Source organism: Labrenzia sp. 5N (assembly GCF_012395805.1).
Classification (GTDB): Bacteria; Pseudomonadota; Alphaproteobacteria; order Rhizobiales; family Stappiaceae; genus Roseibium; species Roseibium algicola.
This window is the reverse complement of record NZ_JAAZTM010000002.1, coordinates 154,030-180,358: the sequence shown is the minus strand read 5'-3', so window position 1 is coordinate 180,358 and position 26,329 is coordinate 154,030. Positions and strand designations below refer to the sequence as shown.

General features: G+C 59.5%; 25 protein-coding genes. 19 read left to right on the top strand and 6 right to left on the bottom strand.

Annotated features, from left to right (window positions below):
- Nucleotides 1-27 precede the first annotated feature (27 nt).
- Nucleotides 28-3,549: a PAS domain-containing hybrid sensor histidine kinase/response regulator gene (locus tag HEP89_RS01640; RefSeq protein ID WP_031269641.1), complete on the bottom strand. Its 3,522-nt coding sequence runs from the start codon at nucleotides 3,547-3,549 to the stop codon at nucleotides 28-30.
- A gap of 274 nt (nucleotides 3,550-3,823) precedes the next feature.
- Here HEP89_RS01640 and HEP89_RS01635 point away from each other — a divergent pair, with 274 nt between their 5' ends.
- The 5 genes from HEP89_RS01635 to HEP89_RS01615 all read left to right on the top strand — a co-directional run bounded on the left by HEP89_RS01635 (nucleotide 3,824) and on the right by HEP89_RS01615 (nucleotide 8,454).
- A complete protein-coding gene (locus HEP89_RS01635) occupies nucleotides 3,824-4,996 on the top strand; it encodes a pyridoxal phosphate-dependent aminotransferase (RefSeq protein ID WP_168691191.1) in 1,173 nt (390 codons plus the stop codon).
- 77 nt (nucleotides 4,997-5,073) lie between these two features.
- Complete coding sequence (locus HEP89_RS01630) at nucleotides 5,074-6,261, top strand: PAS domain S-box protein (RefSeq protein WP_168691190.1); 1,188 nt, start codon at nucleotides 5,074-5,076, stop codon at nucleotides 6,259-6,261.
- Nucleotides 6,262-6,268: 7 nt separating this feature from the next.
- Nucleotides 6,269-6,886: a response regulator gene (locus tag HEP89_RS01625; protein WP_023001753.1), complete on the top strand. Its 618-nt coding sequence runs from the start codon at nucleotides 6,269-6,271 to the stop codon at nucleotides 6,884-6,886.
- A 142-nt stretch (nucleotides 6,887-7,028) separates the two neighbouring features.
- Entirely contained in the window at nucleotides 7,029-7,385 is a 357-nt protein-coding gene (locus HEP89_RS01620; RefSeq protein WP_062489950.1) for a response regulator, read from the top strand.
- 355 nt (nucleotides 7,386-7,740) lie between these two features.
- Nucleotides 7,741-8,454 (top strand): helix-turn-helix domain-containing protein, encoded by a 714-nt coding sequence (locus tag HEP89_RS01615; RefSeq protein ID WP_023001751.1) that lies wholly within the window; start codon nucleotides 7,741-7,743, stop codon nucleotides 8,452-8,454.
- Nucleotides 8,455-8,585: 131 nt separating this feature from the next.
- Here the strand turns inward: HEP89_RS01615 and hemN are convergent, their stop codons facing one another.
- Complete coding sequence (gene hemN, locus HEP89_RS01610) at nucleotides 8,586-9,959, bottom strand: oxygen-independent coproporphyrinogen III oxidase (protein ID WP_168691189.1); 1,374 nt, start codon at nucleotides 9,957-9,959, stop codon at nucleotides 8,586-8,588.
- 92 nt (nucleotides 9,960-10,051) lie between these two features.
- Between hemN and HEP89_RS01605 the strand changes: the two genes are divergently transcribed.
- The gene (locus HEP89_RS01605) at nucleotides 10,052-10,798 is read left to right on the top strand and encodes a glutathione S-transferase family protein (protein WP_209014376.1); all 747 of its coding nucleotides are present in this window, start codon (nucleotides 10,052-10,054) and stop codon (nucleotides 10,796-10,798) included.
- A 100-nt stretch (nucleotides 10,799-10,898) separates the two neighbouring features.
- The gene (locus HEP89_RS01600; protein WP_075281397.1) at nucleotides 10,899-11,948 is read left to right on the top strand and encodes an AbrB family transcriptional regulator; all 1,050 of its coding nucleotides are present in this window, start codon (nucleotides 10,899-10,901) and stop codon (nucleotides 11,946-11,948) included.
- Nucleotides 11,949-12,011: 63 nt separating this feature from the next.
- Here the strand turns inward: HEP89_RS01600 and HEP89_RS01595 are convergent, their stop codons facing one another.
- A complete protein-coding gene (locus tag HEP89_RS01595; RefSeq protein ID WP_168691187.1) occupies nucleotides 12,012-13,334 on the bottom strand; it encodes an aminotransferase class I/II-fold pyridoxal phosphate-dependent enzyme in 1,323 nt (440 codons plus the stop codon).
- Nucleotides 13,335-13,435: 101 nt separating this feature from the next.
- On the opposite strand from HEP89_RS01595, the gene HEP89_RS01590 reads away from it, so the two are divergent.
- On the top strand, nucleotides 13,436-14,317 hold the full coding sequence (locus HEP89_RS01590) for a LysR family transcriptional regulator (protein WP_077290597.1): 882 nt from the start codon (nucleotides 13,436-13,438) through the stop codon (nucleotides 14,315-14,317).
- 23 nt (nucleotides 14,318-14,340) lie between these two features.
- On the opposite strand, the gene HEP89_RS01585 is transcribed toward HEP89_RS01590, so the two are convergent.
- On the bottom strand, nucleotides 14,341-15,246 hold the full coding sequence (locus HEP89_RS01585; RefSeq protein WP_077290596.1) for a DMT family transporter: 906 nt from the start codon (nucleotides 15,244-15,246) through the stop codon (nucleotides 14,341-14,343).
- A gap of 393 nt (nucleotides 15,247-15,639) precedes the next feature.
- Here HEP89_RS01585 and ccoN point away from each other — a divergent pair, with 393 nt between their 5' ends.
- From ccoN to HEP89_RS01540, 9 genes are all read left to right on the top strand, one after another.
- Nucleotides 15,640-17,295: a cytochrome-c oxidase, cbb3-type subunit I gene (ccoN, locus tag HEP89_RS01580; protein WP_075281394.1), complete on the top strand. Its 1,656-nt coding sequence runs from the start codon at nucleotides 15,640-15,642 to the stop codon at nucleotides 17,293-17,295.
- Between the two features lie 14 nt (nucleotides 17,296-17,309).
- Nucleotides 17,310-18,044 carry a cytochrome-c oxidase, cbb3-type subunit II gene (gene ccoO / locus HEP89_RS01575; protein WP_077290595.1) on the top strand — a complete coding sequence of 245 codons (735 nt, stop codon included), beginning with the start codon at nucleotides 17,310-17,312 and terminating at the stop codon, nucleotides 18,042-18,044.
- 5 nt (nucleotides 18,045-18,049) lie between these two features.
- The gene (locus HEP89_RS01570) at nucleotides 18,050-18,205 is read left to right on the top strand and encodes a cbb3-type cytochrome c oxidase subunit 3 (protein ID WP_006933670.1); all 156 of its coding nucleotides are present in this window, start codon (nucleotides 18,050-18,052) and stop codon (nucleotides 18,203-18,205) included.
- A 3-nt stretch (nucleotides 18,206-18,208) separates the two neighbouring features.
- The gene (gene ccoP, locus HEP89_RS01565) at nucleotides 18,209-19,087 is read left to right on the top strand and encodes a cytochrome-c oxidase, cbb3-type subunit III (protein WP_023001742.1); all 879 of its coding nucleotides are present in this window, start codon (nucleotides 18,209-18,211) and stop codon (nucleotides 19,085-19,087) included.
- A 171-nt stretch (nucleotides 19,088-19,258) separates the two neighbouring features.
- On the top strand, nucleotides 19,259-20,722 hold the full coding sequence (gene ccoG / locus HEP89_RS01560) for a cytochrome c oxidase accessory protein CcoG (protein ID WP_075281454.1): 1,464 nt from the start codon (nucleotides 19,259-19,261) through the stop codon (nucleotides 20,720-20,722).
- A 10-nt stretch (nucleotides 20,723-20,732) separates the two neighbouring features.
- Nucleotides 20,733-21,245 (top strand): FixH family protein, encoded by a 513-nt coding sequence (locus HEP89_RS01555; protein ID WP_023001740.1) that lies wholly within the window; start codon nucleotides 20,733-20,735, stop codon nucleotides 21,243-21,245.
- Between the two features lie 10 nt (nucleotides 21,246-21,255).
- On the top strand, nucleotides 21,256-23,502 hold the full coding sequence (locus tag HEP89_RS01550; RefSeq protein ID WP_168691186.1) for a heavy metal translocating P-type ATPase: 2,247 nt from the start codon (nucleotides 21,256-21,258) through the stop codon (nucleotides 23,500-23,502).
- A gap of 7 nt (nucleotides 23,503-23,509) precedes the next feature.
- Nucleotides 23,510-23,662 (top strand): cbb3-type cytochrome oxidase assembly protein CcoS, encoded by a 153-nt coding sequence (gene ccoS, locus HEP89_RS01545; protein WP_023001738.1) that lies wholly within the window; start codon nucleotides 23,510-23,512, stop codon nucleotides 23,660-23,662.
- Between the two features lie 72 nt (nucleotides 23,663-23,734).
- Complete coding sequence (locus HEP89_RS01540) at nucleotides 23,735-24,406, top strand: class I SAM-dependent methyltransferase (protein ID WP_168691185.1); 672 nt, start codon at nucleotides 23,735-23,737, stop codon at nucleotides 24,404-24,406.
- A gap of 30 nt (nucleotides 24,407-24,436) precedes the next feature.
- Here the strand turns inward: HEP89_RS01540 and HEP89_RS01535 are convergent, their stop codons facing one another.
- Complete coding sequence (locus tag HEP89_RS01535) at nucleotides 24,437-24,637, bottom strand: hypothetical protein (RefSeq protein ID WP_023014640.1); 201 nt, start codon at nucleotides 24,635-24,637, stop codon at nucleotides 24,437-24,439.
- Between the two features lie 257 nt (nucleotides 24,638-24,894).
- Between HEP89_RS01535 and HEP89_RS01530 the strand changes: the two genes are divergently transcribed.
- Nucleotides 24,895-25,425, top strand: a complete 531-nt coding sequence (locus tag HEP89_RS01530; RefSeq protein ID WP_168691184.1) for a response regulator — start codon at nucleotides 24,895-24,897, stop codon at nucleotides 25,423-25,425.
- Between the two features lie 33 nt (nucleotides 25,426-25,458).
- Here the strand turns inward: HEP89_RS01530 and HEP89_RS01525 are convergent, their stop codons facing one another.
- Nucleotides 25,459-25,899 (bottom strand): hypothetical protein, encoded by a 441-nt coding sequence (locus HEP89_RS01525; protein WP_139314026.1) that lies wholly within the window; start codon nucleotides 25,897-25,899, stop codon nucleotides 25,459-25,461.
- On the opposite strand from HEP89_RS01525, the gene aroQ reads away from it, so the two are divergent.
- A complete protein-coding gene (gene aroQ, locus HEP89_RS01520; protein ID WP_055658186.1) occupies nucleotides 25,886-26,329 on the top strand; it encodes a type II 3-dehydroquinate dehydratase in 444 nt (147 codons plus the stop codon). The two genes, HEP89_RS01525 and aroQ, sit on opposite strands and share 14 nt — an antisense overlap.

Below are 26,329 nucleotides of genomic sequence, written 5' to 3'. Positions count from 1 at the left end.
CGTCCGGATCCCGGGCTCCAACCCGGCTTATTCGGCCGCCTGTCCTGCCTGGCAGCGGGCCAGATGGGCACGCAGGGCAGCCGGTTTCAGCGGCTTGTTGAAGAAGGCGATGTCCTTTTCCTCGGCTTCCGTGCGCACAGGGCGGCTCCGGTCCGCGGTGATCAGGATCGCGGGGATCTGGCGACCGAATTTCCATCTCAGTTTCAAGATCGCCTCGATACCCGTGCCATTGTCGAGGTGATAGTCCGCCAGTATGACGTCCGGCGTTAGGCCGGCTTTGCTGAGCTCGTTTGCCGCCTCCACGTCATCGGCAGCTGCAATCACCTTGCAGTTCCAGTTCGTCAGCAGGTGGCGCATGCCGCTCAGGATGTCCGGCTCGTTGTCGATGGCCACAACGCAAAGACCATCAAGCTGGCCAGCCATGGTTGGGGCCTGCGGAATGGGAACGAGATCGGGCATGTCCGCGGAACGAGGCAGTTCGACCGAGAAGCACGAGCCCTTGTTGGCTTCCGAGCGGAGTTCAACCGGGTGGTTCAGAACGTGGCTGATGCGCTCGACGATGGACAAGCCTAGCCCCAGCCCCTTGGCAACGCGCATGCCGTCATCCAGCCGGTGAAACTCCTGGAAAATCGCCTTCTGCTTGCTTTTCGGGATGCCCATGCCGGTGTCGTGAATTTCCACTATCACCCGATTGCCGCGTCGGCGGCACCCCACAAGGACGCGGCCTGACTGAGTGTATTTCAAGGCGTTCGAAACGAGGTTCTGCAGCAGGCGCCGCATAAGGCGTCTGTCTGTCCGCACCGAAAGGGACGTCGGCACGATCCGCAGTTCCAGCCCCTTTTCCTTGGCGACAGGCTGGAAATCGAGATCGATTCCGCGCAGCAGTTCGTCCAGCCGGAAGACCGTCGGTTCCGGTTTCAGGGCGCCGGTGTCGAGCCTGGAGATATCGAGGACAGCGCCGAGAATGTCCTCGACCGATTCCAGTGCCATTTCCACATTGCGGACTAGCGAGCCGTCGTCGCCGTCCTTAAGCTTGTCGACCAGAACCGAGGCGTAAAGACGGGCGGCATTCAGAGGCTGCAGGATGTCATGCCCGGCTGCTGCCAGGAAACGGGTCTTGCCGATATTGGCTTCTTCCGCGGCGTGGGTGGCCTCCACCAGGCGCTCGTTGACGTGGGTGAGTTCTTCAGTGCGTTCCCTGACCCGGCGTTCCAGCGTCTCGTTGGCGCGGGCGAGCGCTTCTTCCGCCAGAACCCGTTCGGTGATGTCTGTATAGGTGGTCACGATGCCGCCGTCGGGCATAGGACTGATGCGGACTTCGAACACCGCTCCGCTTGATTCCAGTTTTTCCTGAAAGGTTTCCTGGATCAGCACCAGCTTCTCGATCCGGTCGGCGACGATCGCCTCCACAGGCCCGGGGCCATGCTCGCCCCGTTCCGCGTTGAAACGCAGGATCGCATCCAGTGTCGTGCCGACCTGACCATATTCGGCAGGCAGTCCCAGCAGGTCGCGGAACTGCCTGTTCCAGCAGATCAGACGCAGATCCCGGTCGAACACTCCGATGCCCTGGCGCACCTGATCGAGTGCCGTCTGCAGCAGGTCGCGGTTGTACTGAATGGCGATGGAGGCGTCGTCGAGCAGCTTCACTGCGCCCTTGGTCGACGGGTCGTGCCGCTTGAGCATCAAGGTCAGCACAAGGCGCGACGAGGCCGCGCCAATGGCACTTGCCAGAAGCTGCTCGGAAAAGCGCAGCAGGTTGGCGTCCGCCAAAGTTTTTGGATCGAGTTCGATACCTCGTTCGCTCGCAAACCGCCGGAACGAACGGGCCGTCCGTTCTTCGCCGAGATAGCGCGCGACGGTTGCCTGCAAGTCTCCGGCGGTAACGGACGTACGCCAGTAACGCAGGCTGGGGGAGGGCGCGAACTCGGCCGGTACGAAGACGTTTGCCTGAAGGGTTTCCGCAGGCAGAGGCTTTCTCAGGAAGGAGCCGCCTACAAACAGGACGATGTTGACGAATAGGCTCCACAGGGTGCCATGGATAAACGGATCCATGGTGATCCCGAGCAGGGCTTGGGGGTTCAGTTCGCTAATGCCGAACGGGCCGGTTTCCAGGAAGCCGTCGGAAATCAGGCCGGATTTGGCGAAGGTCGGCAGAAGCAGCGTATAGGCCCAGAAGACAAACCCGCCGCTCAGCCCGGCGATGGCCCCCAGAGACGTGGCCCGGCGCCAGAAGAGGGCGCCGACGAAAGCGGGAGCGAATTGCGCGATTGCGGCGAAGGACAGAAGCCCGATGGAAACGAGCGCCGCGGTATTGCCGGCCGCCTTGTAGTAGGCATAGGCCAGCAGAAGGATGCCGAAGATGGCGAGGCGGCGGATCGTCAGCAGCCGGTCGCTCATGTCCTGGCCGCCGATGTTGACGATGTCGTCCTCGCTGTGCCGGCGCAGCAGGAGCGGCACAACGATGTCGTTGGAAATCATGATGGCCAGCGCAACCGTCGCCACGATGACCATGGCCGTTGCCGCCGAAAGGCCTCCTATGAAGGCAAAGAGGGCAAGCCACGGGTGTCCGGCGTCTATGGGCAGGGCCAGAACGAAGGTATCCGGATTGACGTCCTGTCCGAAGCGCAGCAGGCCGGCAGCTGCAATCGGGATCACGAACAGGTTGATCAGCACCAGATAGAGCGGAAACATCCAGGTCGCGCGGCGCAGCTCGGCGTCTGAATTGTTCTCCGTCACCGTGACGTGGAACTGGCGCGGCAACAAGAGCACCGCAAAGGCCGACAGGCACGACATGACGAGCCAGTTGCCGATGTTCAGCGGTTTTTCGAAAATCTGCGCGACTTCAGGCGCTTCCGAGATGGAACGGATCAGGTCGACCGGGCCGTCGAAAAGCGAGTAGGTGACCCAGAAGCCGACCGCGAGAAAGGCAATAAGCTTGACCACCGCCTCGGCTGCGATCGCCAGCATCAGCCCTTCCTGGTGCTCCGTCGCGTCAATGTGTCTTGTCCCGAACGCCCAGCTGAAGATGGCCATGCCGAGGGCAATCAGCAGGGTGACGTCATCGAACACCGGCGTGAAGATGTCACCGGGGGAAATCAGCGGGCCGATCATGGTGGTGATCGACAGCGACACGGCTTTCAGCTGCAGGGCGATGTAGGGAATGACGCCAATGACCGCAATCAGTGTGGCAAGTGCTGCGACCGATTGGCTCTTGCCGTACCGCGCACCGATGAAATCGGCGATCGACGTGATGCTTTCTGTCTTGGAGATCTGGATGATCCGCTGCAGCAGCGGGTATCCGAGCGCGAAAACAATCAAGGGGCCGATATAGATGGTCAGGAATTCGATGCCCGTCCGGCTGGCATTGCCGACTGAGCCGTAGAAGGTCCAGGAGGTACAATAGACCGAAAGCGACAGGGCGTAGATGAAGGGGCGGCCGCCCGTACGCGACGAATACCGGCGCGGCATCCGGTCGCCGAAGCTGGCGATGGCGAACAAGCACAGGATGTAGGCCGTTGCGGCCAGTATCACGAGCCATCCATGCAGCATGATCTGGTAACCGTCCTCCCGAGCGGCATGGGGTCCGTCGGCCTCTTGTCGGGCCGGCTCGAACCTGTTTCCCGGCAACCCCTTACGCTGCCTTGTCCGATCCGACCACAGCCAAATCGATCTGTCTATTCGCCTTGCGACTGATCTGCTTTCAAGGCTTTCCCAAGGTATGTGAATTGATCACCTTCGGTGAAGTCTTCTTCACATCCTTTCATGGAACATTGGCAAGCAAACCCGATAAGGTGGCGCCAATTGACAATGAAGGATCTGCCACGTGACCAGCCTGATCGAGCGATTGAGCCCGGAAGCCAGAACCGCACCTGAAAGCGGTATCGTCGAAGTTTTCAATGCCGGACGTGACCGGAAAGATCTGATCCCGCTCTGGGCAGGCGAAGGCGATCTGCCGACGCCCGAGTTCATCCGCGCAGCCGCAAAAGCGTCGCTCGACCGGGGCGAGACGTTCTACACCTACCAGCGCGGCATCCCGCAGCTGCGCGAGGCACTGGCGGCCTATCATCAGGATCTTTACGGCAAGCCTTTCTCGCCGGAACGATTCTATGTGACCGGATCGGGCATGCAGTCCATTCAGCTGGCCGTGCAGGCGGTTGCAGGAGCCGGGCGCGAAGTGATCGTGCCGACGCCGTCCTGGCCGAACATATCGGCTGCCATCGAAATTCACGGGGCGCGTTCGGTCAGTGTGCCGATGCGGGAGGAAGATGACGGCTGGCGGCTGGCCATCGAGGACGTCGAAGCAGCGATCACACCGCAGACGACCGCTCTCTTCCTGAACTCGCCCTGCAACCCGACCGGATGGGTTGCAAGCGAAGACCTCTTGAAGGCTTTTCTTGAGCTTGCGCGAAAGCATGACCTTTGGATCATCGCGGACGAAATCTATGCGCTGTTCTATTACGGGGAAGGGGAGCGTTCGCCCTCCTTCTACGATATCGCCGAAGAAGACGACCGCATCATCTTCGTGAATTCCATGTCCAAGAACTGGGCAATGACCGGGTGGCGGGTCGGCTGGATCTCGGCGCCGCCGGAACTCGGCCAGGTGTTTGAAAACCTGATCCAGTATTCCACGTCGGGTGTTCCGTCTTTTTCGCAGTGGGGGGCCGTTGCCGACCTGACCGAAGGGCGCACGTTCCTGCAGGAGCAGGTCGCACGAGCTCGCAAGGGGCGTGACTGTGTTCTCAAGGGATTGCAGGGCCTTAACCGCGTGAAGGTGCTGCCGCCCGACGGCGCGTTCTATCTCTTCTTTTCCATTGAGGGCGTCACGGACACACGCAACTTTGCGCTGGACCTTGTTCGCCAGACAGGTGTGGGTCTCGCACCGGGCACTGCGTTCGGCAAGGGCGGTGAACATCACCTAAGGTTATGCTATGCCCGGCGCGAGGATCACCTGGAGGAAGCAGTGCGTCGAATTAGCACTTGGATACCAGAGATTTAGAGCCCTGACGGGTTGCTGGCCTACGGGAAAACCCTTAAACCTAGACGGGACGAGAATTCCATTTGGGTGCGGGGACGGTGGGCGACGACGTTTTAGATCACGATGATGACAATGCAGCCGTAACGGAAGCGCGTCTTGCCAGTGTTTTCGATACCGCGGCCGACGGCATTGTCGTGATCAATGATCGTGCGCAGGTGCTGGCCTTCAACAAGGCCTGCGAACGGCTTTTCGGCTATGAAGCCGCCGACCTTCTGGGGCGCAATGTCAACAGGATCATGCCTGCAGAATATGCCAACGCGCATGATCACTACGTGAACAACTATCTCACCACCGGTCATAAGAAGATCATCGGTATCGGCCGCGAGGTCCAGGCCCGCCACAAGGACGGCACGGTCTTTCCCATCGAGCTGTCTGTCGGTGAGGCATGGACACCGGCCGGACGACAATTCATCGGCATCCTGCGCGACCTGCGCTCGCGCCGACAGATGGAAGACCGGTTGGCCAAGACCCAGGCACAGCTTCTCCACATGACCCGGATCAGCGCACTGGACGAAATGGGCGCGGCGATTGCGCATGAGCTCAACCAGCCGCTGACCGCTGTACTGCTTTACCTGCAATCCGTATCGCGCAAAACCCGTGCCGATAAATCCCTGGATCCCTTCATCATCGAGGTTATCGACAAGGCGGTACGCGAAGCCGAGCGGGCGGGAGAAATCATCCAGCGCATGCGTCAACTGGTGGAAAAGAAAACGCCCAATCGCCAGTCGATCGAAGTGCGGGACTTTGTCACCAGCTGCCTGGAAATGGCGGAACTCGGCAGCGGCAATGGCAGATCGATCATGAAGGCCGAGATCGCAAGAGGGCTGCCGCCACTGATGGCCGACCCGGTGCAGATTCGGCAGATTCTCATCAACCTGCTGCGCAATGCGCGCGAAGCGGTCTGCGATCAGGCCGACCGCAAGGTGGTGCTGGCCGTATGCCGGAATGGAGATCGCCTGGAATTTCGGGTTACGGACAACGGCCCGGGCGTTCCCGAAGAGCTGGTTGACAACCTGTTCCGGGCCTTTACGGGTGCCAAGCACAAGGGGGTTGGTCTGGGCTTGGCGATATCCCGTTCGATTGCTCAAAACCATGGTGGTGATTTGCGTCTGGAAAAGGGGGCAAACGGACGAGGAGCCTCCTTCGTGTTGTCCCTGCCAATAGACCCGCCCGAAGAAGATATTGCAGAAAGAGCCGAAACGAACGGTTCGAAAGAAATGAGCTGAGGAAGTGATGGACATGAAAGCTGACGCGGAGGCCATATACATCGTTGATGATGATCCGGCGGTGCGCGACGCCCTGTCGGTGCTTTTCAATATGGAAGGCTATGTGGTCGAAACCTTCTCGGATGGCGACACTTTCGTGCAGTCTGCAAGCAAGGCTGTTCCTGCCTGTGTCATGCTGGATGTCCACATGCCTGGGCGCTCTGGTATCGAGATTCTCAAGGCGCTGAATGCCGAACACTATCCGGCGCCGATCTTCATCATTTCCGGCCAGGGCGACATTCCGATGGCTGTTGAAGCCATCCGCAATGGCGCCTTTGACTTCGTCGAGAAACCGTTTTCCGCTGAAACCGTGCTGGAGCGGGTGAAGGAAAGCATCGCCATCACCAAGCAGCGTCAGGACGAGGTCGTCACGGCCTCCTTCCAGGGAGCGGATCTGCTGACCCGCCGTGAGTTGGAAGTCCTGAAGGAAATCACCGACGGAGCTTCCAACAAGGAAGCCGGCCGCACTCTTGGAATCAGTCCGAGAACGGTGGAAGTGCACCGGGCGCGGATCATGGAAAAACTGGGTGCACGCAATGCGGCGGATCTCGTTCGCATTGTTTTGGGCCACTCCGCCTCGGGATAAGCCGGGTTCAGGTGAACGGCTGGAATGCATTTCCGGATGACCGGCATGCCGAAACGTATTTCTGCGTACATCCGGCAAGCAAAATATCGCGTATGTATGATTGATCGTCTGCGTTGGGGGCAGGCTTTGAGGATCTACATTCGTGGTTGTTCACATTGTTGAAGATGATGAAGCAGTCGCCGATGCATTGGCGATTGCGCTCGAAGATCTCGATCATCATCCGATAACTTACAAAGATGCGGAGAGTTTTTTCGCCGGCGGTATTCCTTCGTCGGACGATTGGGTGATCGTGGACATCGGCCTTCCCGACAGATGCGGCACGGATGTCGTTCGTGAACTCATGGGCCTGCCAACACCTCCGAGCATCCTTGCCATTTCCGGCAAGTCGCGAGTGAACCTGTTGCAGCAAATTCGTGAGCTTCCGGGGCTCAAGGTCCTGAGGAAACCGCTGTCGATAGACATGCTGACGGCGGCCATGGCTCAGAAGGCGATCATCTGACCTCTCCGCCTGCTTGACCCAATTTCAGAAAATTGAGTGTGCGAGATTGAGCGCTGCCGATTTTGGCGGCCGTTGGCTTCACGCGCCTGGAACGCGCAGGCGGTCCCGGCCTGATTAGACCTTAGTCGGCTGCGGCGTTACGGCTCATATGTAGTTTATCTTACGCAGTCGACCGAATTACGTTGTGTGCACTCCGCGTTTTAGAGTGCATCCTGCAAGCTGCGGGGTGTCGGACGGGACACCTGCAAGCAGTGGTCGATTTTTCGAGCGGTGCGGAAATGGAAGCACCAAGGAATGGAGATCACCCGCTGACGTAGCAAATGAAGGCCGTGCCACAGGCACGAAGGAGGGACATATGGCTTATTTCGACGCGGGTACCCCCGGCCAGGGCGCAGCACCAAGAATGACAGGTGCTCCCATCTGCACACCCAGCAAGACATCGTTTTCGGAATTTGGCGGCAAGGCTGTCCAATACGACACCCATGCGGTGATCTATTACGAAGGCGATCCCGCAAAGCGGCTCTATGAGTTGGTGAAGGGCTCGGTGATGCTTTACAAGCTGCTGCCGGACGGACGCCGCCAGGTTGTCGAAGTCCTTCGTCCCGGTGACATTTTCGGTCTCGCCGGCAGTGACGAGAACGACTGCACCGCCGAAACACTCACCAATGCCGAAATTCAGGAAATCGATCTGAAGCAGGTCGAACGTTCCGATGCGCTTCAGCGCACGCTCACCAGATGCCTGACCAACCAGATGCGCGTGCTGCACGAGCATGCGGTTCTGCTTGGCCGCAAGTCCGCCGTCGAACGGGTTGCAAGCTTTCTGATGCATCTCGTTCCGGATCGCGGTGGTGTCGGCTGCGTTGGGCCGATTGACGACAGCGACGACGGGTTCGACCTGAGACTGCACATGACCCGGCAGGAAATCGCCGACTATCTGGGTCTGACCATCGAGACTGTCAGCCGCGTTGTGTCCGATCTGAAACGCCGGGGCGTTATCCGCGTCGACCGCGCCGACCAGATCCATCTCAACAAGGTCTGCAGCCTCTGTCAGATGACAGGTATGCACTGACCCGTTGTTTAATAGTCGACCTGGAAAGGGCTGCGATTTTCGCGGCCCTTTTTTTGTTGTCGATCTTCGGCGATCCGTAAGCTGGCAAGTTCGGTAGTCAGCCCCGAGGTCTCGCCTCGGGGCCATTTTCTTCAAACCGCGGCAGAATGCCGAGCCTTGCCACTTGCCTGGCTCGCCGCCAGGTAGGCGTCAAAGGCGGCGGCTGCGAGACGTACGTAAGGCCGTCCGGCCTCAGTTACCTCAACCCTGGCAGTTTCATTGCCCACTTCCAGATGGACCAGGCCGTCGGCGGCCAGGTCCTGCAAGGCATCGAAAGCATCGTTCAAGTGACTTGTCGGCAGGCCGAAAGCACGGCAGGCCGGCACGAGATCGCAGGCATAGTTGGTCATCAGCTCTTCGATGATCCGTGCCCGCAAACGGTCGTCGGCAGAAAGCGCCAAGCCCTTGGATACCGGCAGTTCGCTCGCCATGATTGCCCGGCGCCAGTTGCCGACATCAGACATGTTCTGAACATAGCCGGCAGACAGACGTCCGATGGAGGAGACGCCGAAGCCAACGAGTTGTTCGCCCTGATCCGTCGTATAGCCCTGGAAATTGCGCTTCAGGGAGCCGTCCGAAAGGGCGATGGCCATGCTGTCGTCCGGCCGGGCAAAATGATCTAGCCCGATGGCGACATAACCGGCCTTGAGCAGTTCCGCGCGGGCGAGGTCCGCAAGGGCCAGCCGTTCGGCGGCATTCGGCAAGGTGCTTTCGTCAATCAGGCGCTGGTGCTTGCGCATCCAGGGCACATGGGCATAGCCGAACAGGGCAATGCGCCCGGGTGCCAGCGAGAGCGTCTTTTCCACCGTATCGAGTATCGTTTCCGGCGACTGGCCGGGCAATCCGTACATCAGGTCGAAATTGAGCGCGGTGACATCGGCTGCTGTCAGAAACTCTACGGCCTGTTTGACGACCCTGTAGGGCTGAAGACGGCCGATGGCCTTTTGAACGTCGGGATCAAAGTCCTGAACGCCAAGGCTGGCACGGTTTACTCCGATGATGGCCAGCGTCTCGGCGAGCTGTTCCGTAACAAGCCTCGGATCGAGTTCGATGGCATGTTCCAGGTCCGGTGCAAGATCGAAATTGACACGCATCAGGCCGGTGAGGTCGATCAGGCTCTGCCGTGGCAGAAGGCTGGGTGTGCCGCCGCCCCAGTGAATGTGCCGGACAGGACCGGCATTCGGCATGTGCCCGGCAACCAGATTGATTTCCTGGCCGAGTGTCGCTGCGTAGGCCTTGAGCGGCGCATCCTGACGGGTCGCCTTGGTATGGCAGCCGCAATAATGGCAGAGCTCACGGCAATAGGGGACATGCAGGTACAGCGAAAGCGAGTCCTGCGGCGAAAGCGCCTTGAGCCAGTCCGCGTAAACGCCGGCCGTTACGCCGTCATGAAAATGCGGTGCTGTCGGATAACTTGTATAGCGCGGTACGTTGCGCATGGCGTAGGAGAGCGGATCTTTCATCATGTGTCGATCTATCCGCCCTTCCCCCGGTCGTGCCTTGATATCGCTCAAGTCCAGCCGTTTGAAAGACACGCAATTCGATGGAGAGCTTTGGGGTGACCGATTTGCTTGTCGCAACTGAACCGACCCGGAAACCTGAGGGTCTGGAGCGCTATCGCCTGCACGGTTCGCCTGACAGCGCCAATTTCATTGTCAGGATGATATTGGAAGAACTGGGCCTGCCCTATGACTACGTGGCTGTTGACAGGTTGATCTCCGAACAGAATTCGGAAGCATATCGGCGGCTCAATCCTCAAGGTTTGATCCCGGTTCTGGAAGTGCCGGGTCAGGATGCCCCCATGTTCGAAACCGCCGCGATCGCCCTGCATCTGGCAGACGCGCACGGCTGTCTGGCCCCGGAGCCGGCCTCTCCACAGCGCGGCCGCTTCCTGAAATTGCTGTTTTTTCTCTCAAACACCCTGCATTCCGACCTTCGGATCTCCTTCAAGCCGGAAAGATATGTTCGCGAACCGGAGACGGCCTTGAGCCTTCACGCCGGGCTGACCCGCCGGATTGCCGGCAGTTTCGCGCATCTGGAAACTGAACTTGCCACTTGGAATGGACCATTTCTCATGGGGCAGGACATTTCCATCCTCGACCACTATCTTGCTGCCTGTGCCAGGTGGGCGCAGATCTATCGTAATGATGGCAAGTGGTCCCTGGCGGCGACGCCGCACCTGCGCGCCCTGTGCGAACGGCTGGAAATGCGCCCGGCGATACACAGGGCCTGTGAACTGGAAGGAATTGAGGGTAAACCTTTCACGGAGCCCCGTCCTGTACAGTTGCCGGGGACAACCGCCTGATAAAATACAGGCCGTACATGTTGATCCATGCAATCAACCATGCGCTGGCCGATCAATCCATTTATAGCTCAAGGAGCCATTCCAAGCTCAACGGTTCCCGATGCCTGCCAATTCGTTTCAATCTGCCGCCGGAAGACTTGCGGTCACACTTCTCATTGCCGCTGCCGGAGGAGCAACATTCAACCTGTTCGGGCTTCCCGCGGCATGGCTGTCGGGAGCCATGGTCTTTGTTGCCATCGCAACGCTTGCGCAAGTGCCGACGCTCATGCCGGTCCCGCTGCGAGATGCGCTCTTCGTCATGATCGGCATCTCCATGGGGGCGGGTGTTCATCCCGATATCGTTGACCGGGTAGCGGAGTGGCCGGTGTCCATGGCCATGCTGATCGCTGTCATGGTGGCGGTCACGTTCGCGGGCTACGCGGTTCTGCACTACGGGGCAAAATGGTCCAGGGAAACGGCCTATTTCGGCGCCATTCCCGGTGCACTTTCCTATGTCATAGCCCTTGCCACCGAACGAGGGGCGGACCTTCCCCGCATCGCTTCCAGCCAGTCCTTGCGTCTGTTCGTTCTGGTGGCGGTGCTGCCTTTCGCCGTTGTGTCCTCAGCAGAACCGGCGGGCGGTGGCAGCGGCACGATTTATGTCTCCGGTCTCAAGGACTTCCTGATCGGGATACCGCTCTGCCTCGCGGCAAGCTGGCTTGCCATCAAGGCCAGAGTTCCGGGGGGCGGTCTAACGGGTGCGTTTTTCATGAGTGCCGGCCTCAATGCATCCGGTCTCTTGGTCCTTGTCCTGCCGGGTTACATCGTGCTGCCGTGTTTTGTCATGATGGGCGCTCACATCGGTTGCCGCTTTGCCTCCATGACACTGCGCCAGTTTCTCAGCGTGCTCGGCGCATCCATGGCCGCCTTTGCGGCGGCGTTCCTGACCTCGCTTGCCGGGGCGTGGATCGTTGCCGAACTGGTGGACATTCCCTTTGGTCAGGCCCTGCTTGCCTATGCGCCGGGCGGACTTGAGGTGATGACGCTGCTCGCATTCATGCTGGATCTCGATCCCGCCTTTGTGGCTGCGCACCAGATCGCCCGCTTTACCGGAATGGTCCTGCTGCTGCCTTTCATCACCGGACTTGTTCTGGGGCGTCGAAGCAACTGATCCTGCTTGGCGGTCCTGAGTGCGGAACAAAGAACCGCCGATCTGCAGGTTGAGTGACGCTTCTCAAGGGTGGATGAAGTGGAGCGTGTTGAAACTCTGGCGCCATTTGGCCACGCGTCCTGACATCGCTGCCGGATCGTTCGACCGCAGCGCTTCGGCTATCAGTTTGGCCAGCTCTGGCATGTCGACCGTCGTCATGCCCCAGCGGACCAGTTCCGGTGTTCCGAACCTCAGGCCGTTCATGTCACCGGCGACGGGAGCTATCGGCAGTCCGATTCCGCATGCCAGAAACCCTGCCTGGCGAAGCTTCTTCGAAGCTGCCTGACCGCCGCCGAGGGCTGCCGCTTCCAGGGCAAACTGATGTGAAGCGGTTGTCCCCTTGGCGGTAGTGAACACCGGCATTCCCTCTGCTTCGAGACCAGCGGCGAGCGCACCGGCGCTGGCGGCCATTTCGGCAGCGTAGGCCTTGCCGAAATCGCGCCAATCCAGAAGGGTGATGGCGAGCGCGGCAGACTTTGCAACGTCAAAGTTGGCTGTCAGCCCTGGAAAGGCAATCTTGTCGAGCTTGTGGGCAAGATCCTGATCATTGCTGACGATCAGCCCGCCAGCGGGACCCCCCAGGCTCTTGTAAGTGCTCATGGTCATGAGATGTGCGCCTTCCGACAGCGGGTCGGAAAAGACGCCACCGGCAATCATGCCACACTGATGGGCTGCATCGAACAGGACAAAGGCGCCGACTTCATCGGCGATGGCCCGAATTTCTTTTACCGGGTGCGGGAACAGGTTGAGGCTCATGCCGATGGTAATCAGCTTCGGCCGAACCTTCAGGGCCAGGGCGCGCAGACCTTCCAGATCGATCGTGTAGCCGCCGGCATCGACCGGTGCTTCGTGGATATCCAGGCCATAAAGACCGGCACAGCCCGGCGCATGGTGAGTGACGTGGCCACCGACGGACGCAGGCGGTGCGATGATGGCGTCGCCCGGCTTTGTGGTTGCCATGAATGCATAAAGATTTGCCAGCGCGCCCGAGGCGACCCGGATTTCCGCATAAGCCGACTGGAAGATTTCGCAGGCAAGGTTCGCTGCGATCACCTCGATTTCCTCGATGGCTTCGAGGCCCATCTCATATTTGTCACCCGGGTAGCCGAGCGAGGGACGGGACCCCATGCCGCTTGCCAGCAAGGCTTCGGCGCGCGGGTTCATCACGTTGGTCGCGGGGTTGAGATTGAAGCAGTCTTTCTCGTGGATGGTCCTGTTGGCCTCGGCCAGCGCTTCGATGCGCGCGGCAATTGCTTCGGATCCGAGAGGCGAAGTTGCCTGGGTGATCTCGTCGATACGGGTGGCAGCCACAGCGGGGAGCCAGGGGCATTTGTCTTGCGCGGTCATGTCGGAACTCCGGTTCTATTTGGACAAAGTGTCCATCTCCGCTTGTGTTCGCGCAAATCAGATTTTAGAAATTCAAGGGCTAGAAAAAATAGGCCTTGCAGATGTCGGTAGCTCCTCCCGTCCCCAGACTGCCTTCGCTGAACGCACTGAGAGCGTTCGAAGCGTCCGCGCGCCTCGGTGGGTTTGCACAGGCCGCGGCGGAACTGCAGGTTACACCCGGAGCCGTAGCAGCGCAGATCAAGGCGCTGGAGCAGGAGATCGGGGCGGCCCTGTTCGTGCGGCATGCCAAGGGGGTCCGCCTGACGGCCGCTGGTCAGCGGGCACTGCCGGGTTTTGTCGCCGCATTCGACCAGCTTGGAACTGCGGTGCGCGACCTGAGGCGTGATGCTGCGCCCGGCAGGATACACATCGCGGCCCTGCCGGCGCTGGCGCAGCTTTGGCTGGCCCCCAGACTGCCGCAGCTACGCGAGAAGTTGCCGGAGATCGACATTTCGGTCACAGCCCTTGAAACACCGCCGAACCTGAAGCGGGTGCCATTCGATCTCTGCCTGTTCTACTGCGACAGCCTTCCGGACAACGGGATCGCGTTTTCGGGAGACGAATTGCTGCCGGTCTGCACACCGGCGCTTGCAAAGGCGCTCAAGCAGCCTGGTGATCTGAAAGAGGCGGTTTGTCTGACGGACACGGCCTGGGCAGACGATTGGCGGATATGGGCGGATGAAGCTATGCCGGGCGAGGGGTTTGCGCCACGCGGACCTGTCTTCTCGCTTTATGCTCTTGCGGTCGAAGAAGCACTGAACGGCGCAGGCGTTCTGATGGCGCATCGCTCACTTGTCGCAGATCAGCTTGCCGCCGGCACCCTGGTGGCGCCTCTTGCAGCAGTTGTCCCGCTACAGCGTCAGATCTGCCTGTGGGCCCTTCCGGCAAGCCGGGGCAAAGGTGCGGCCGGTCAGGTGCTGCAGGCCTTGCGCCAGATGGGCTAGGTGCCTGAAAGGCTGTTCCTGTTTCAAGTGCGCCGGGTCTTCGCCTTGTTGCCGCGCCACAGGATGAACAGTCCCGATCCGACGATGACGGTGCAGCCAACCAGCATCTGCGCGTCGATCCGCTCGTTGAACCAGACGGCACCGAGCAGGACGCCGAACAGGAGCCGCGAATAGCGGAACGGTGTGACGGTGGCGATTTCTCCGGTGCGCATGGCCTTCATCAGGGCGCTATAGGCAAAGACACCACAGAAGACTGCGGTTCCAAGGGCGAGAAGGGCGGTTGTGTCAGGCACCACGAAAGCGGACCTGTCCCAAAGACCATAGACAAGACCGGCGATTATGATCGTCAGGAAACCGTAGAACCCGAGGATATTGGTGCTGAGGGTCGCCGGCGCAGCGCGGCTGGCAAGGTCGCGGCCGGAGAAGCCAAGCATGCCGATGACGGCCAGGACCGAAAGCAAAGAAAAGCTTTCGCTGGTCGGTCGGAGCACGATCAGGACGCCCACAAGGCCGATAAAGATTGCTGTCCACCTGCGCCAGCCGACCTTTTCGCCAAAGAACAGGGAAGCGCCCAGCACAACGAATATCGGTGTTGCCTGGAGAATGGCAGTGGTCGAGGAGAGCGGCGTCAGGGCCAACGCCAGAACATAGAACAACCGGCCGACCAGTTCGAAGGCGAAGCGAACTCGCATGACAGGCGAGAAAACGTCCCGGTTGAGAACTTTCTCGCCTGTGACAGTGGCAAGTCCGAAGAAGGTAATGGTTCCACCGACGCCGAACAGCACCAGGATTTCCGCCACGGGCAACTGTGCCGCAGCCTGCTTCACGAAGGCATCTTCCAATGCGAAGGCGGCCATCGCAGCCACCATCCAGAGGCTGCCGATGATATTGGGATGGAGGCTTGCGCCATTTTGAGATGCAGCGTTCAAGGGAGGGGTCCCGTGTCGAGGTGGAAGGTCGTCAGCGGCAGATCAGGGGCTATCGGACGCGCCAGAAAGCATCGCCCTTCAGCGGAAGGAAGAACGGCGTAACACGTTTCCCGGTCCTTGGCTTCGGAAAACCGCAAGACCGGCAGATGAGCAAGGGTGCCAGGACATTGCCGCAAACCGGCCAATGCCCCTCAGGCCGGCGTCACATCCCTTTCACGGCGTGCCTTCATCTTGCCCGCGACAATTTACGCAATGCAATCTGACCTTTGGAGGCTGTTCCGACATCGCCAATTGCTGGCATGTTGATATGAATCAACGCGGCATTTTCAGAGTCGTGTGCATGGTCGTGCCATCGTTGGCACCTTGTAACGATTTCAAGACTGGGGCGCTAAAATGGCACAAAACAAGGCCAAAATGATCTCGCTCGAGGAAGGCGGCTTCGCCATCTTCCTTGTGCTGCTTGCGTTTGCCTGCATCATCGTGGCAGGCAAGACATTCGATCAGGTCATGGCATTCCACGCTGGCATAGGCGCATTGTTCGCCGCCGTCAGCGTGTTTCTGATTTTCAAGAACTACTTCGATGACGGCGGGGAAGTGATTCCGGCCGAAATCGACGGCAAACCAAACTACAACATCGGACCGATCAAATTCGGTGCGGTCGCGGCAATGTTCTGGGGCATTGCCGGTTTCACGGTCGGTTTGATCATCGCTCTTCAGCTGGCCTGGCCTGCGCTGAACTTTGATTTGCCGTGGACCAATTTCGGGCGCCTGCGCCCGCTGCACACCTCCGCGGTGATTTTCGCCTTCGGCGGCAACGTGCTGCTGGCAACATCCATGTATGTGGTCCAGCGTACCTGCCGCGTACGCATGCCCGGCAAGATCCTGCCCTGGTTCGTGATCCTGGGTTACAACGCCTTCATCGTGATCGCGGGAACGGGTTATCTGCTCGGCGCGACACAGAGCAAGGAATATGCCGAGCCGGAATGGTATGCCGACCTGTGGCTGACCATCGTCTGGGTGGCCTACCTGCTGCTGTTCTTGGGTACGCTCTGGAAGCGCAAGGAACCGCATATCTACGTGGCCAACTGGTTTTATCTGGCGTTCATCGTCACGATTGCCATGCTGCACATCACCAACAACCTGACCATTCCGGTCTCGATCTACTCGACCAAGTCCTACATCGTCTGGTCGGGCGTTCAGGACGCCATGGTGCAGTGGTGGTACGGCCATAACGCGGTGGGCTTCTTCCTGACCGCCGGCTTCCTTGCCATCATGTACTACTTCATCCCGAAGCGCGCGGAGCGGCCGGTCTATTCCTACCGTCTTTCCATCGTGCACTTCTGGGCGCTGATCTTCATCTACATCTGGGCAGGTCCGCACCACCTTCACTACACGGCTCTGCCGCAGTGGGCGTCTACGCTGGGTGCAACCTTCTCCATCATCCTGTGGATGCCGTCCTGGGGTGGCATGATCAACGGCCTGATGACGCTTTCGGGTGCATGGGACAAGTTGCGGACCGACCCGGTTCTGCGCATGATGGTGGTTTCGGTCGCCTTCTACGGCATGTCCACCTTTGAAGGTCCGCTGATGTCGCTGCGCTCGGTCAACTCCCTGTCGCACTACACCGACTGGACCATCGGTCACGTGCACTCCGGTGCTCTGGGCTGGGTTGGCTACATCTCGTTCGGCGCGATCTACTGCCTGATCCCGTGGCTCTGGAACAAGCGTCAGCTGTATTCGCTGAAGCTCGTGAACCTGCACTTCTGGCTGTCCACGATCGGTATCGTTCTCTACATCACCGCGATGTGGGTGTCCGGTATCATGCAGGGCCTGATGTGGCGCGCCTACGACCAGCTCGGCTTCCTGGAGTACTCCTTCGTGGAAACCGTCGAGGCGATGCATCCCTTCTACATCATCCGTGCTCTTGGCGGTGCGCTCTTCGTGCTCGGCGCTGTGATCATGGCCTACAATCTCTGGATGACCGTCCGTCACGGCGAGGCTGAAGAAGCCGATGCCACGCCGGCTGGCTCCCTGGCTCCGGCCGAATAAGGGAGGGACAGACTATGTCTGCATGGAAAAAACACGAAGTCTTTGAAAAGAACTCCTTCGTTCTCTTGATCGGCATTCTGGTCATGGTCGCCATCGGCGGCCTGGTCGAGATCGCTCCGCTCTTCTATCTGAAGAGCACGATCGAAAAGACCGAAGGCGTGCGGCCCTATACGCCGCTCGAACTGGCCGGACGCAATATCTACATCCGCGAAGGCTGCTATCTGTGCCACTCGCAGATGGTGCGTCCGATGCGCGATGAAATGGAACGCTACGGTCATTTCTCGCTGGCTGCGGAATCGATGTACGATCATCCGTTCCAGTGGGGGTCCAAGCGTACCGGTCCAGATCTGGCCCGCGTCGGTGGCAAATACTCCGACGACTGGCATGTGGAGCACCTGAAGGACCCGCGCTCGCTGGTTCCAGCGTCCATCATGCCCGGCTATCCGTTCCTGGCTGAAAACCGCCTCAACACCCGGGACATCGAGTCTCACCTGACGGTCAACACCGTGATCGGCGTGCCTTATACCGAAGAGCAGATCGCAAATGCCGCATCTGACATCCTCGGTCAGGCGAGACCGGATACGGAAGCGGCCGATGGCTTCGAGGAACGCTGGCCGAATGCCACGATCCGCGATTTCGACGGCAACCCGAGGGAAGTGACCGAGATGGACGCGCTTGTCGCCTATCTCCAGGTTCTGGGTACCATGGTCGATTTCTCGATCTATGACGACAAGGCAAACGCGAGGTAAGGGCGATGAACGAGACATACTCAGCATTCGCAGGCTTCGCACAAACCTGGGGCCTACTCTACTTCATGATCCTGTTTGGCGTCGTTCTGGCCTACGCATTGTGGCCGAAGAACCGGAAAAAGTTCGACGACGCTGCTCAAATCCCGTTTCGGGAGGACTGATCCATGGCAGACACACATAACAAGGAAGTCGACCAGATCTCCGGGGTCGAAACCACCGGCCACGAATGGGACGGTCTGAAAGAACTGAACAATCCTCTGCCGAAATGGTGGCTGTATCTGTTCTACGCCTGCATTGTCTGGGCGGTGATCTACTGGGTTCTCTACCCGTCCTGGCCGCTGGTCTCCAGCTATACCACCGGTGTACTGGGTGCCAACCAGCGGACCGAGGCGATTGCTGCCTACGACAAGGGTATCTCCGACCGGTCGGTCTTTGCCGACAAGATCGTGGCAGCCTCGCTTGAGGACATCTCCACTGATCAGGAGTTGCTGCAATTTGCCCGGGCCAACGGCCAGGCAGCTTTCGGTGACAACTGTGCACCGTGCCACGGTTCCGGCGGCACGGGTGCGGAAGGTTATCCGAACCTGCAGGACGACACCTGGATCTGGGGTGGCACGCTGGATAACATCCACACCACGCTGGAATTCGGTATCAGGTCCGGTCATGACGAAGCACGCATCGGCGAAATGCCAGCCTTCGGCCGTGATGAGCTGTTGAGCCGCGAGGAGATCAATCAGGTTGCCAACTTCGTCGCATCCCGCGCGGGACTTGAGACCGACGAAGGCGTCGATCTGGCAGCGGGGCAGACCGTCTATGACGACAACTGCGCAGCCTGCCACGGCGAAGACCTGAAGGGCATTCAGGATGTCGGTGCGCCGAGCCTGCTGTCTGCCAATTACCTCTATGGCAAGTCGCTGGACGCCATCAAGGCGCAGATCAACAATCCGCGCAACGGCGTGATGCCGGCCTGGGTCGATCGTCTCGATCCGGCGACCATCAAGTCGCTGACGGTCTACGTCCACTCCTTCGGGGGCGGGCAGTAGAACCTGCGGATCTGGTGCGACAAATGCGCCAGATAGCCTGAACGATTTGATCCGGCGCAAAGTGTGACGCTTTGCGCCGGTTTATTTTGAGCACTCGCTGCTAATGGTGGGTGGCGAATGATTTTCCAAAGATCCTATTGGGGCAGGATCGCGTTGAAGAGGACGGACGGTATGTCTACGGACACCGAGACGCATGAGGGCGCGCAATCCGATGAATGGTTTGCATCAGCCAAAAAGATCTATCCCATGGCGACGCACGGCCTGTTCCGCAGGATCAAGTGGGCGCTGCTGTTCATCACGCTGGGCATCTATTATTTCCTGCCTTTCATCCGGTATGACCGCGGCCCGGATGCTCCAAGCCAGGCTGTTCTTGTCGATATGGAAGGCAGCAGGGCCTATTTCTTTTTCATCGAGATCTGGCCGCAGGAAGTTTACTACCTTACCGGTCTCCTGATTCTTGCAGCGCTGGTACTGTTCCTGATGAACGCGGTCGCAGGACGCGTCTGGTGCGGCTATCTGTGCCCGCAGACGGTCTGGACGGACCTGTTCCTCTGGGTCGAGCGCAAGGTGGAAGGCGACCGGCGCGAGCGCATCGTGCTGGACAAGGACCCCTGGACCTTCGACAAGGTCCGCAAGCGCGTGACAAAGCATTTCCTGTGGCTGATGATCGCCTGGTGGACGGGCGGTGCGTGGGTGCTTTACTTCAACGACGCACCGACCTTGGTATGGGAACTCCTGACCTTCCAGGCACCGATGATTGCCTATGTCTGGATCGCCATCCTGACCACGACGACCTATCTCCTCGCAGGCTTCATGCGGGAGCAGGTGTGCATCTACATGTGCCCGTGGCCGCGCATCCAGGCTGCCATGACCGACGAGAAGGCCCTCAACGTCACCTATCGCTGGGACAGGGGCGAGCCGCGCGGTTCCCTGAAGCAAAACAAGAAACTTGCCGATCAGGGCATGCCTGCTGGCGATTGCGTGGACTGCTACCAGTGCTTCCAGGTCTGCCCGACCGGTGTCGACATCCGCAAGGGCATGCAGCTCGACTGCATCCAGTGCGGCCTGTGTATCGATGCCTGCGACAACGTCATGGAAAAGATCGGCAAGCCGAAGGGACTGATCGGCTACGATACGGACGAAAACATCCAGCGCCGCCTGGAAGGCAAGGAATCGGTCTACGAGATCGTCCGCGTCCGAACGGTCATTTATGTCGGCATCATCGCCGTGGTCTGCGGTATCATGCTGTTCGCACTGCTCAATCGTGATTTCGCCGATATCAGCGTTCTGCATGACAGAAACCCGGTGTTCGTCGAGCAGTCTGACGGGTCCGTGCGCAACGGCTATACCGTGCGTCTGTCGAACAAACGCCGCCACGAGCGCCATTTCATGCTGCATGTGGAAGGCATGCCGGCCAACACGATGGTGGAAGCCGTCGGTACGGAGGACACCTTCGCCGGCCGTCCGATCATCTCTGTCGGTCCTGACACGACCCGGGAAGTCCGTATTCTTGTGACATCGCCGCCCTGGGCAAAGATGCCACATTCGACGCCGGTTACCTTCCGGATCACCGAAAGCGTCATGGGCGAAGTGGTCACAGCCAAAGACACGTTCAAGGCACCGGAAAAACCTTGAGGAGCAAAGAATGACGATGGTTCAATCGAACATGAAAGATCCCAAGGCGATCACCGGAAAGACGGTCCTGGTCTGGCTTCTTGCCTTCTTTGGGGTGATCTTTACCGCCAACGCCGTGTTCATCTATCTCGCGCTCGGGTCTTTCCCGGGCGTGGTGGTGGAAAGTTCCTATGAAGCCGGACAGGCCTACAACCAGGAAATCGCGGCCGCCAAGGCTCAGGCAGACCTGAACTGGCAGGTCTCGACCGAATTTACCCGCACCAGCAGTGCGGATGGCAAGCTGGTCGTCACGGCCAACGACGCGCAGGGAACGCCGCTTTACGGGGTGGTCCTTCATGCCCTTTTGCGCAATCCGGTTCATGACGACGCCGACGTGAAGGTCGATTTCACGGCTGACGGCGGTGGGCGCTATGTCGGAACAGTCGAGAACCTTGCCGACGGCAACTGGACACTCATCCTGGAAATCGAACAGGATGGCGAACGGAAATTCCGGTCCGAGAACCGGATTTTCGTCAAGAACTGAGGCACGTACCGTGACGGTCCATCAGCGTGATTGGCAGGCATTCGTGACGCCGGGCGAAGACGGTGCGGTCCACATGGACCTTGCCGTCGACGGCATCACCTGCGCTGCCTGCATGGGAGACATCGAGCGAGGTCTGAAACGGCTTCCGGGCATCCGGATGGCACGCGTCAACCTGACCAGCCAGCGGCTCGCCGTCGACTGGTCGGAAGACCAGACCGGGGCTGACGAGATCGTCGCCGAGCTGGAACGTCTCGGATACAAGGCCCACCCCTTTGATCCGGCAAGCCAGAAGGAGCGTCAGGACAAGACCGGCAAACAATTGCTGCGCTGTCTGGCGGTTTCCGGCTTTGCCGGCATGAACATCATGCTGCTGTCCGTTTCCGTGTGGTCGGGCAATGCCACGGACATCACCCCGGAAACCCGGGATTTCTTCCACTGGCTGTCTGCGCTGATCGCCTTGCCGACGGTTGCCTACTCCGGGCGGCCGTTCTTTCGCAGCGCCTTCAACGCCCTGGCTGCCGGCCGGTTGAACATGGATGTGCCGATCGTGATCGGCGTGACACTGGCGGTCGCCCTGTCGGTCGTCCAGACCATCCAGCACCAGCATCATGCCTATTTCGAATCCGCCGTCATGCTGTTGTTCTTCCTCCTTGTCGGGCGGTATCTCGACCACAACATGCGGGGGCGGACGCGGTCCTTTGCAGAGAACATCGCCGCGCTGAAGGCGGAAGTTGCCGCGCTGATCCATCCCGATGGTGCTGTCCGCGAAGTTCCGCTTTCAAAAATCGCCGCGGGCGACCTGGTTCTGGTATCGGGCGGCGAGCGGGTGCCGGTGGATGGTGTGGTTGAAACCGGTGTTTCCGAGATCGACCAGAGCCTCGTGACCGGTGAAAGCGTGCTGGTGCCGGTTGCGGCCGGTCAGCGGGTCTATGCCGGTACCTTGAACGGAGCGGGGGTGTTGCAGGTCCGGGTTCAGGCTGCTTCCGGCGCGACGTTGCTGGATGAGGTCAACCGCCTGCTGGAAGCTGCATCCCAGGCCAAATCCAAATACGTGCGCATTGCAGACCGAGCCGCCCGCCTATATGCGCCCCTGGTGCATGGCGCGGCTGCGCTGACATTTCTTGGCTGGTTGCTGGCCGGGCTCGACTGGCAGCCAGCCCTGATCATCGCCATTTCCGTCTTGATCATCACCTGTCCCTGCGCGCTCGGTTTGGCGGTTCCTGCTGTGCAGGTGGTGGCATCCGGGCAGCTCTTCCGGTGTGGAATCCTGCTCAATTCGGGCGATGCCATCGAACGGTTGTCGGATATCGACACCATCCTGTTCGACAAGACCGGTACGCTGACGCTTACCGAGCCGGATCTGTGTAGCTCCATCGATCCAGATGACGAAACGCTTGCACTGGCCGGACGCCTTGCCCTGGCAAGTCGGCATCCCTTATCGGCAGCCCTGGTCAAGGCAACAGGAGCGCTGCAGCCTCTGCCGGACGTCAGCGAGATATCCGGGGCGGGTCTTGAAACCCTCGTTGCCGGACGGCGTCTGCGGCTTGGCAGCCCGCTGTTCTGCGAAGCATCCGACGAACAGGTCGAGGCCGCACTGCAGTCGAACCCGGGTGCCTCTCTGCTTGCTATCCGCTTTGGCGCGGATCCTGCCCGCCTGTTGGCCTTCCGGCAACGGCTGCGGCCGGATGCCAGGGCGGTGATCGATCAGTTGAAATCAGCCGGCTACGCGCTTGAAATTGTCTCCGGGGATACGAAACCTGCTGTGGCCGATTGCGCGGCTGTGCTGGGTGTATCGGACTGGCGCTCGGGCATGAAGCCCGCCCAGAAAATTGCACGTCTCGAAGAACTCCAGGCCAGTGGCCGCAAGGTCCTGATGGTTGGCGATGGCCTGAATGATGCTCCGGCGCTGGCCGGGGCGCATGTCTCGTTGTCGCCTGTCTCGGCCGTGCATCTCAGTCAGGCCGCTGCAGACGCCGTTTTTCTCGGTGACAAATTGCAGCCGGTGGCCGATGCGCTCAGGCTGTCGAAACGGGCAAGGACGGCAATCGAGCAGAACCTCTGGATTTCGGTCGTCTACAACATCATTGCCGTGCCCATTGCCGTGGCCGGTTTCGTCACACCTTTGATGGCGGCGGCAGCGATGTCCGCTTCCTCGCTGGCAGTTACCGCAAACGCGCTCAAGCTGCGCTGGGGAGAGGGCGGCAGGAACGCGGGAGCGAACGCCCCCACAGTGCGACAGCAACAGGCCGCTGAATGAGATCAACATGGACGTTCTGATCTATCTGATACCGATTGCACTGCTCCTGGGTGCGCTAGGGCTTGGGGCTTTCCTCTGGTCCTTGAAAAGCGGCCAGTATGACGATCTCGAAGGTGCCAAATGGCGCATCCTTGACGACGACGACCTGCCAGACAAGTAGTTGCCGGCAATCTTGACTTTGTGTTCCCGTGCGCCTAGCCCCATGCATTCCTTTAGGTAACTGGAGCTATGCATGGATTCGTTTCCGGACGCGCACAAACCGGGCTACGCCGTTTATTCCAGAACGTCGCTGGCCATCTACGATGCCCTGGTGCTGGGTTTGTCGAACCGCTGGATCTGGCGTTGTCCGAGCTCTCATCTGGTCGCGCTCTATGACCAGCATGTTTCCGCCAATCACCTGGATATCGGCGTGGGCACCGGTTACTTCCTGGACAAGACCAGGTTTCCCGTTTCAGATCCAAGGGTGACGTTGCTCGATCCCAACCGGGAGTGCCTCGACAAGGCTGCCGCCAGGATTGCCCGTTTGAACCCCGTCACCGTTCAGGCAGATGCACTCGTGCCGTGGCCAAAAGATATCGGCAGTTTCAAGACCATCGGCCTCAACTACGTGCTTCATTGCCTTCCGGGAACCATGACTGAAAAGGCAGTGATTTTCGATCATGCGGTACCGCATCTCGAAGAAGGGGCAACGGTCTTTGGCTCCACCATCCTGCAAGGCGATGCGCCGCGGTCCGGTGCCGCCCGCAAGCTGATGCAGATCTATAACCGCAAGGGTGTCTTTTCGAACGAAGCCGACACGCAGGACACTTTGCGAGCGGAACTTGAAAAACGCTTTGCCGAGGTGAAGATTGAAAGGATCGGGTGCGTGGCACTCTTCAGTGCCCGGAAGCCGCGCCTTGCCTGAGCCCTGTCGCGGCAAGGCACAACGGGCGGCTTAGGAGAGGACGTTGGACAGGGCCATGCCTGTGGCAAGCAGGACGAGCCCTATGCCGGCAAGCAGAAGGAGATTGTCTCTCAGTCTTGCATTTGTGCCGAGGTCGGACGGTTCATGCTCCATAGGGAGCGGATCGTCTTCCCCGAACGTTTCAGGATCCCGGGACATGGTTCTTACAATCGTTTGCAAAAGGCTGCTCATTCAGTTCGATTTCTTGCCTGAAAGATGGGGGCGTACAATTGAAAGTCCCGTTAATATCGAACCGGCCAAAAGATTAATTGAGCGCAATATTACCAATAGGTGAAATCCCTCAGTGTATTGCGAGTAATTTCTCAGCCTTTCCGAAACTATTCAAAGTCGATGCCGCGTCGGCGGATGATTGTGGGCCCCTCGCGGCCGGAGACTAACTCATTGTTCAGACTTTCATGGCAAAGGTTAAGTCAAACAAGGAGGACTAGGTGAGCCTGGATCTTGCCTCTCTGACATTCTTGCTGGTCGAAGACAGTGCTTACATGCGGACCATCCTGCGCACCATGCTGCAGGGGTTCGGTGCGCGGCGCATTGTCGAGGCTGAAGACGGCGCGTCCGGCCTTGAAGCCATGGACCGGGCGAACCCTGACATCCTTATTCTGGATTGGGTCATGCCGATCCTGGACGGGGCGGACATGGTGCGCATGATCCGCAGTCCGAACAATCCCTTCGCCTATATCCCGATTATCATGGTGACCGCTCACACCGAGCGTAGCCGGATCGTGGAAGCGCGCCGACTCGGCGTACACGAGCTGCTTTCCAAGCCGATCTCGGCAAAGGCACTGTATCAGCGCGTTTCCAGCGTGATCCTGCACCCGCGCGATTTCATCAAGACGGCCACCTATTTCGGCCCTGCTCCGCGCGAAATCCGGAACCGCCAGAAGATCTGGCAAGGTGGCCCCGGCCAGCCGCAACCGCAGGGCGGCGAAGGCGACGGTAACCTCACCGCGATCGGTTAAGCGTAAAATTCAGCTGAATGTGATGTGGGCGCGTCAGGCGGCCGACTGTGCTGCCGCGCGATTTTCCGCTGCCGCATAAGACGATGCGCCTTGAGCTTGGGCACTTTCTGCCGCTTCGGCAAACTGCGCCAGAACGTCAAGATCAACCGTGTAGTGGTCGAGCAGGAACTGGGAAAGAACATCGATAGGGAGATGATGATAGCCTTCGATGGCGGCCATCAAAGCTTCAAGTGTGTCCAACCGTTCGCGGAGTTTAATCATGGTTACCCGATGAGCCGATTTTTTCTCACACTGGAGTTTTATAGTTAATAATGCGTAAAACCGAGCGTCGCAAGGATGCGGGACCGCGGTATCACCTCCGATAACAATCGTCCACAAACTTTTGCCGGAAATCTTCGAATTTCTTGGTAAAAATCGCCAGTGCGGGGCAAGTTGTCGACGAAGGTCTAGGGAAAATTCAATGGCAAAAATCATCTATGTTCTGAACGGTCCGAATCTCAATCTGCTCGGCAAGCGGGAACCGGAGATCTACGGGGCTCAGACCCTGGATGACGTCCGTGCGATGTGTGAGGCCGCCGCTGCGCCCAAGGGGCTGGAGATTGCATTCCATCAGAGCAATGCCGAACACGTGCTGATCGACTGGATCCATGAGGCGAGGGAAGCGGCCGCGGGTATCATCATCAACCCAGCGGCCTATACGCACACGTCGATCGCAATTCTGGACGCATTGAATACCTGCACCTGCCCGGTGATCGAGGTTCATGTCTCCAACATCCACAAACGGGAAAGCTTCCGGCACCATTCCTACGTTTCAGCCCGGGCGGATGCGGTGATTGCTGGCTGCGGTGTGGAGGGTTACCTGCTTGCCCTGCAGCGCATGGCGACTTTGTGCGCAGACGCATGA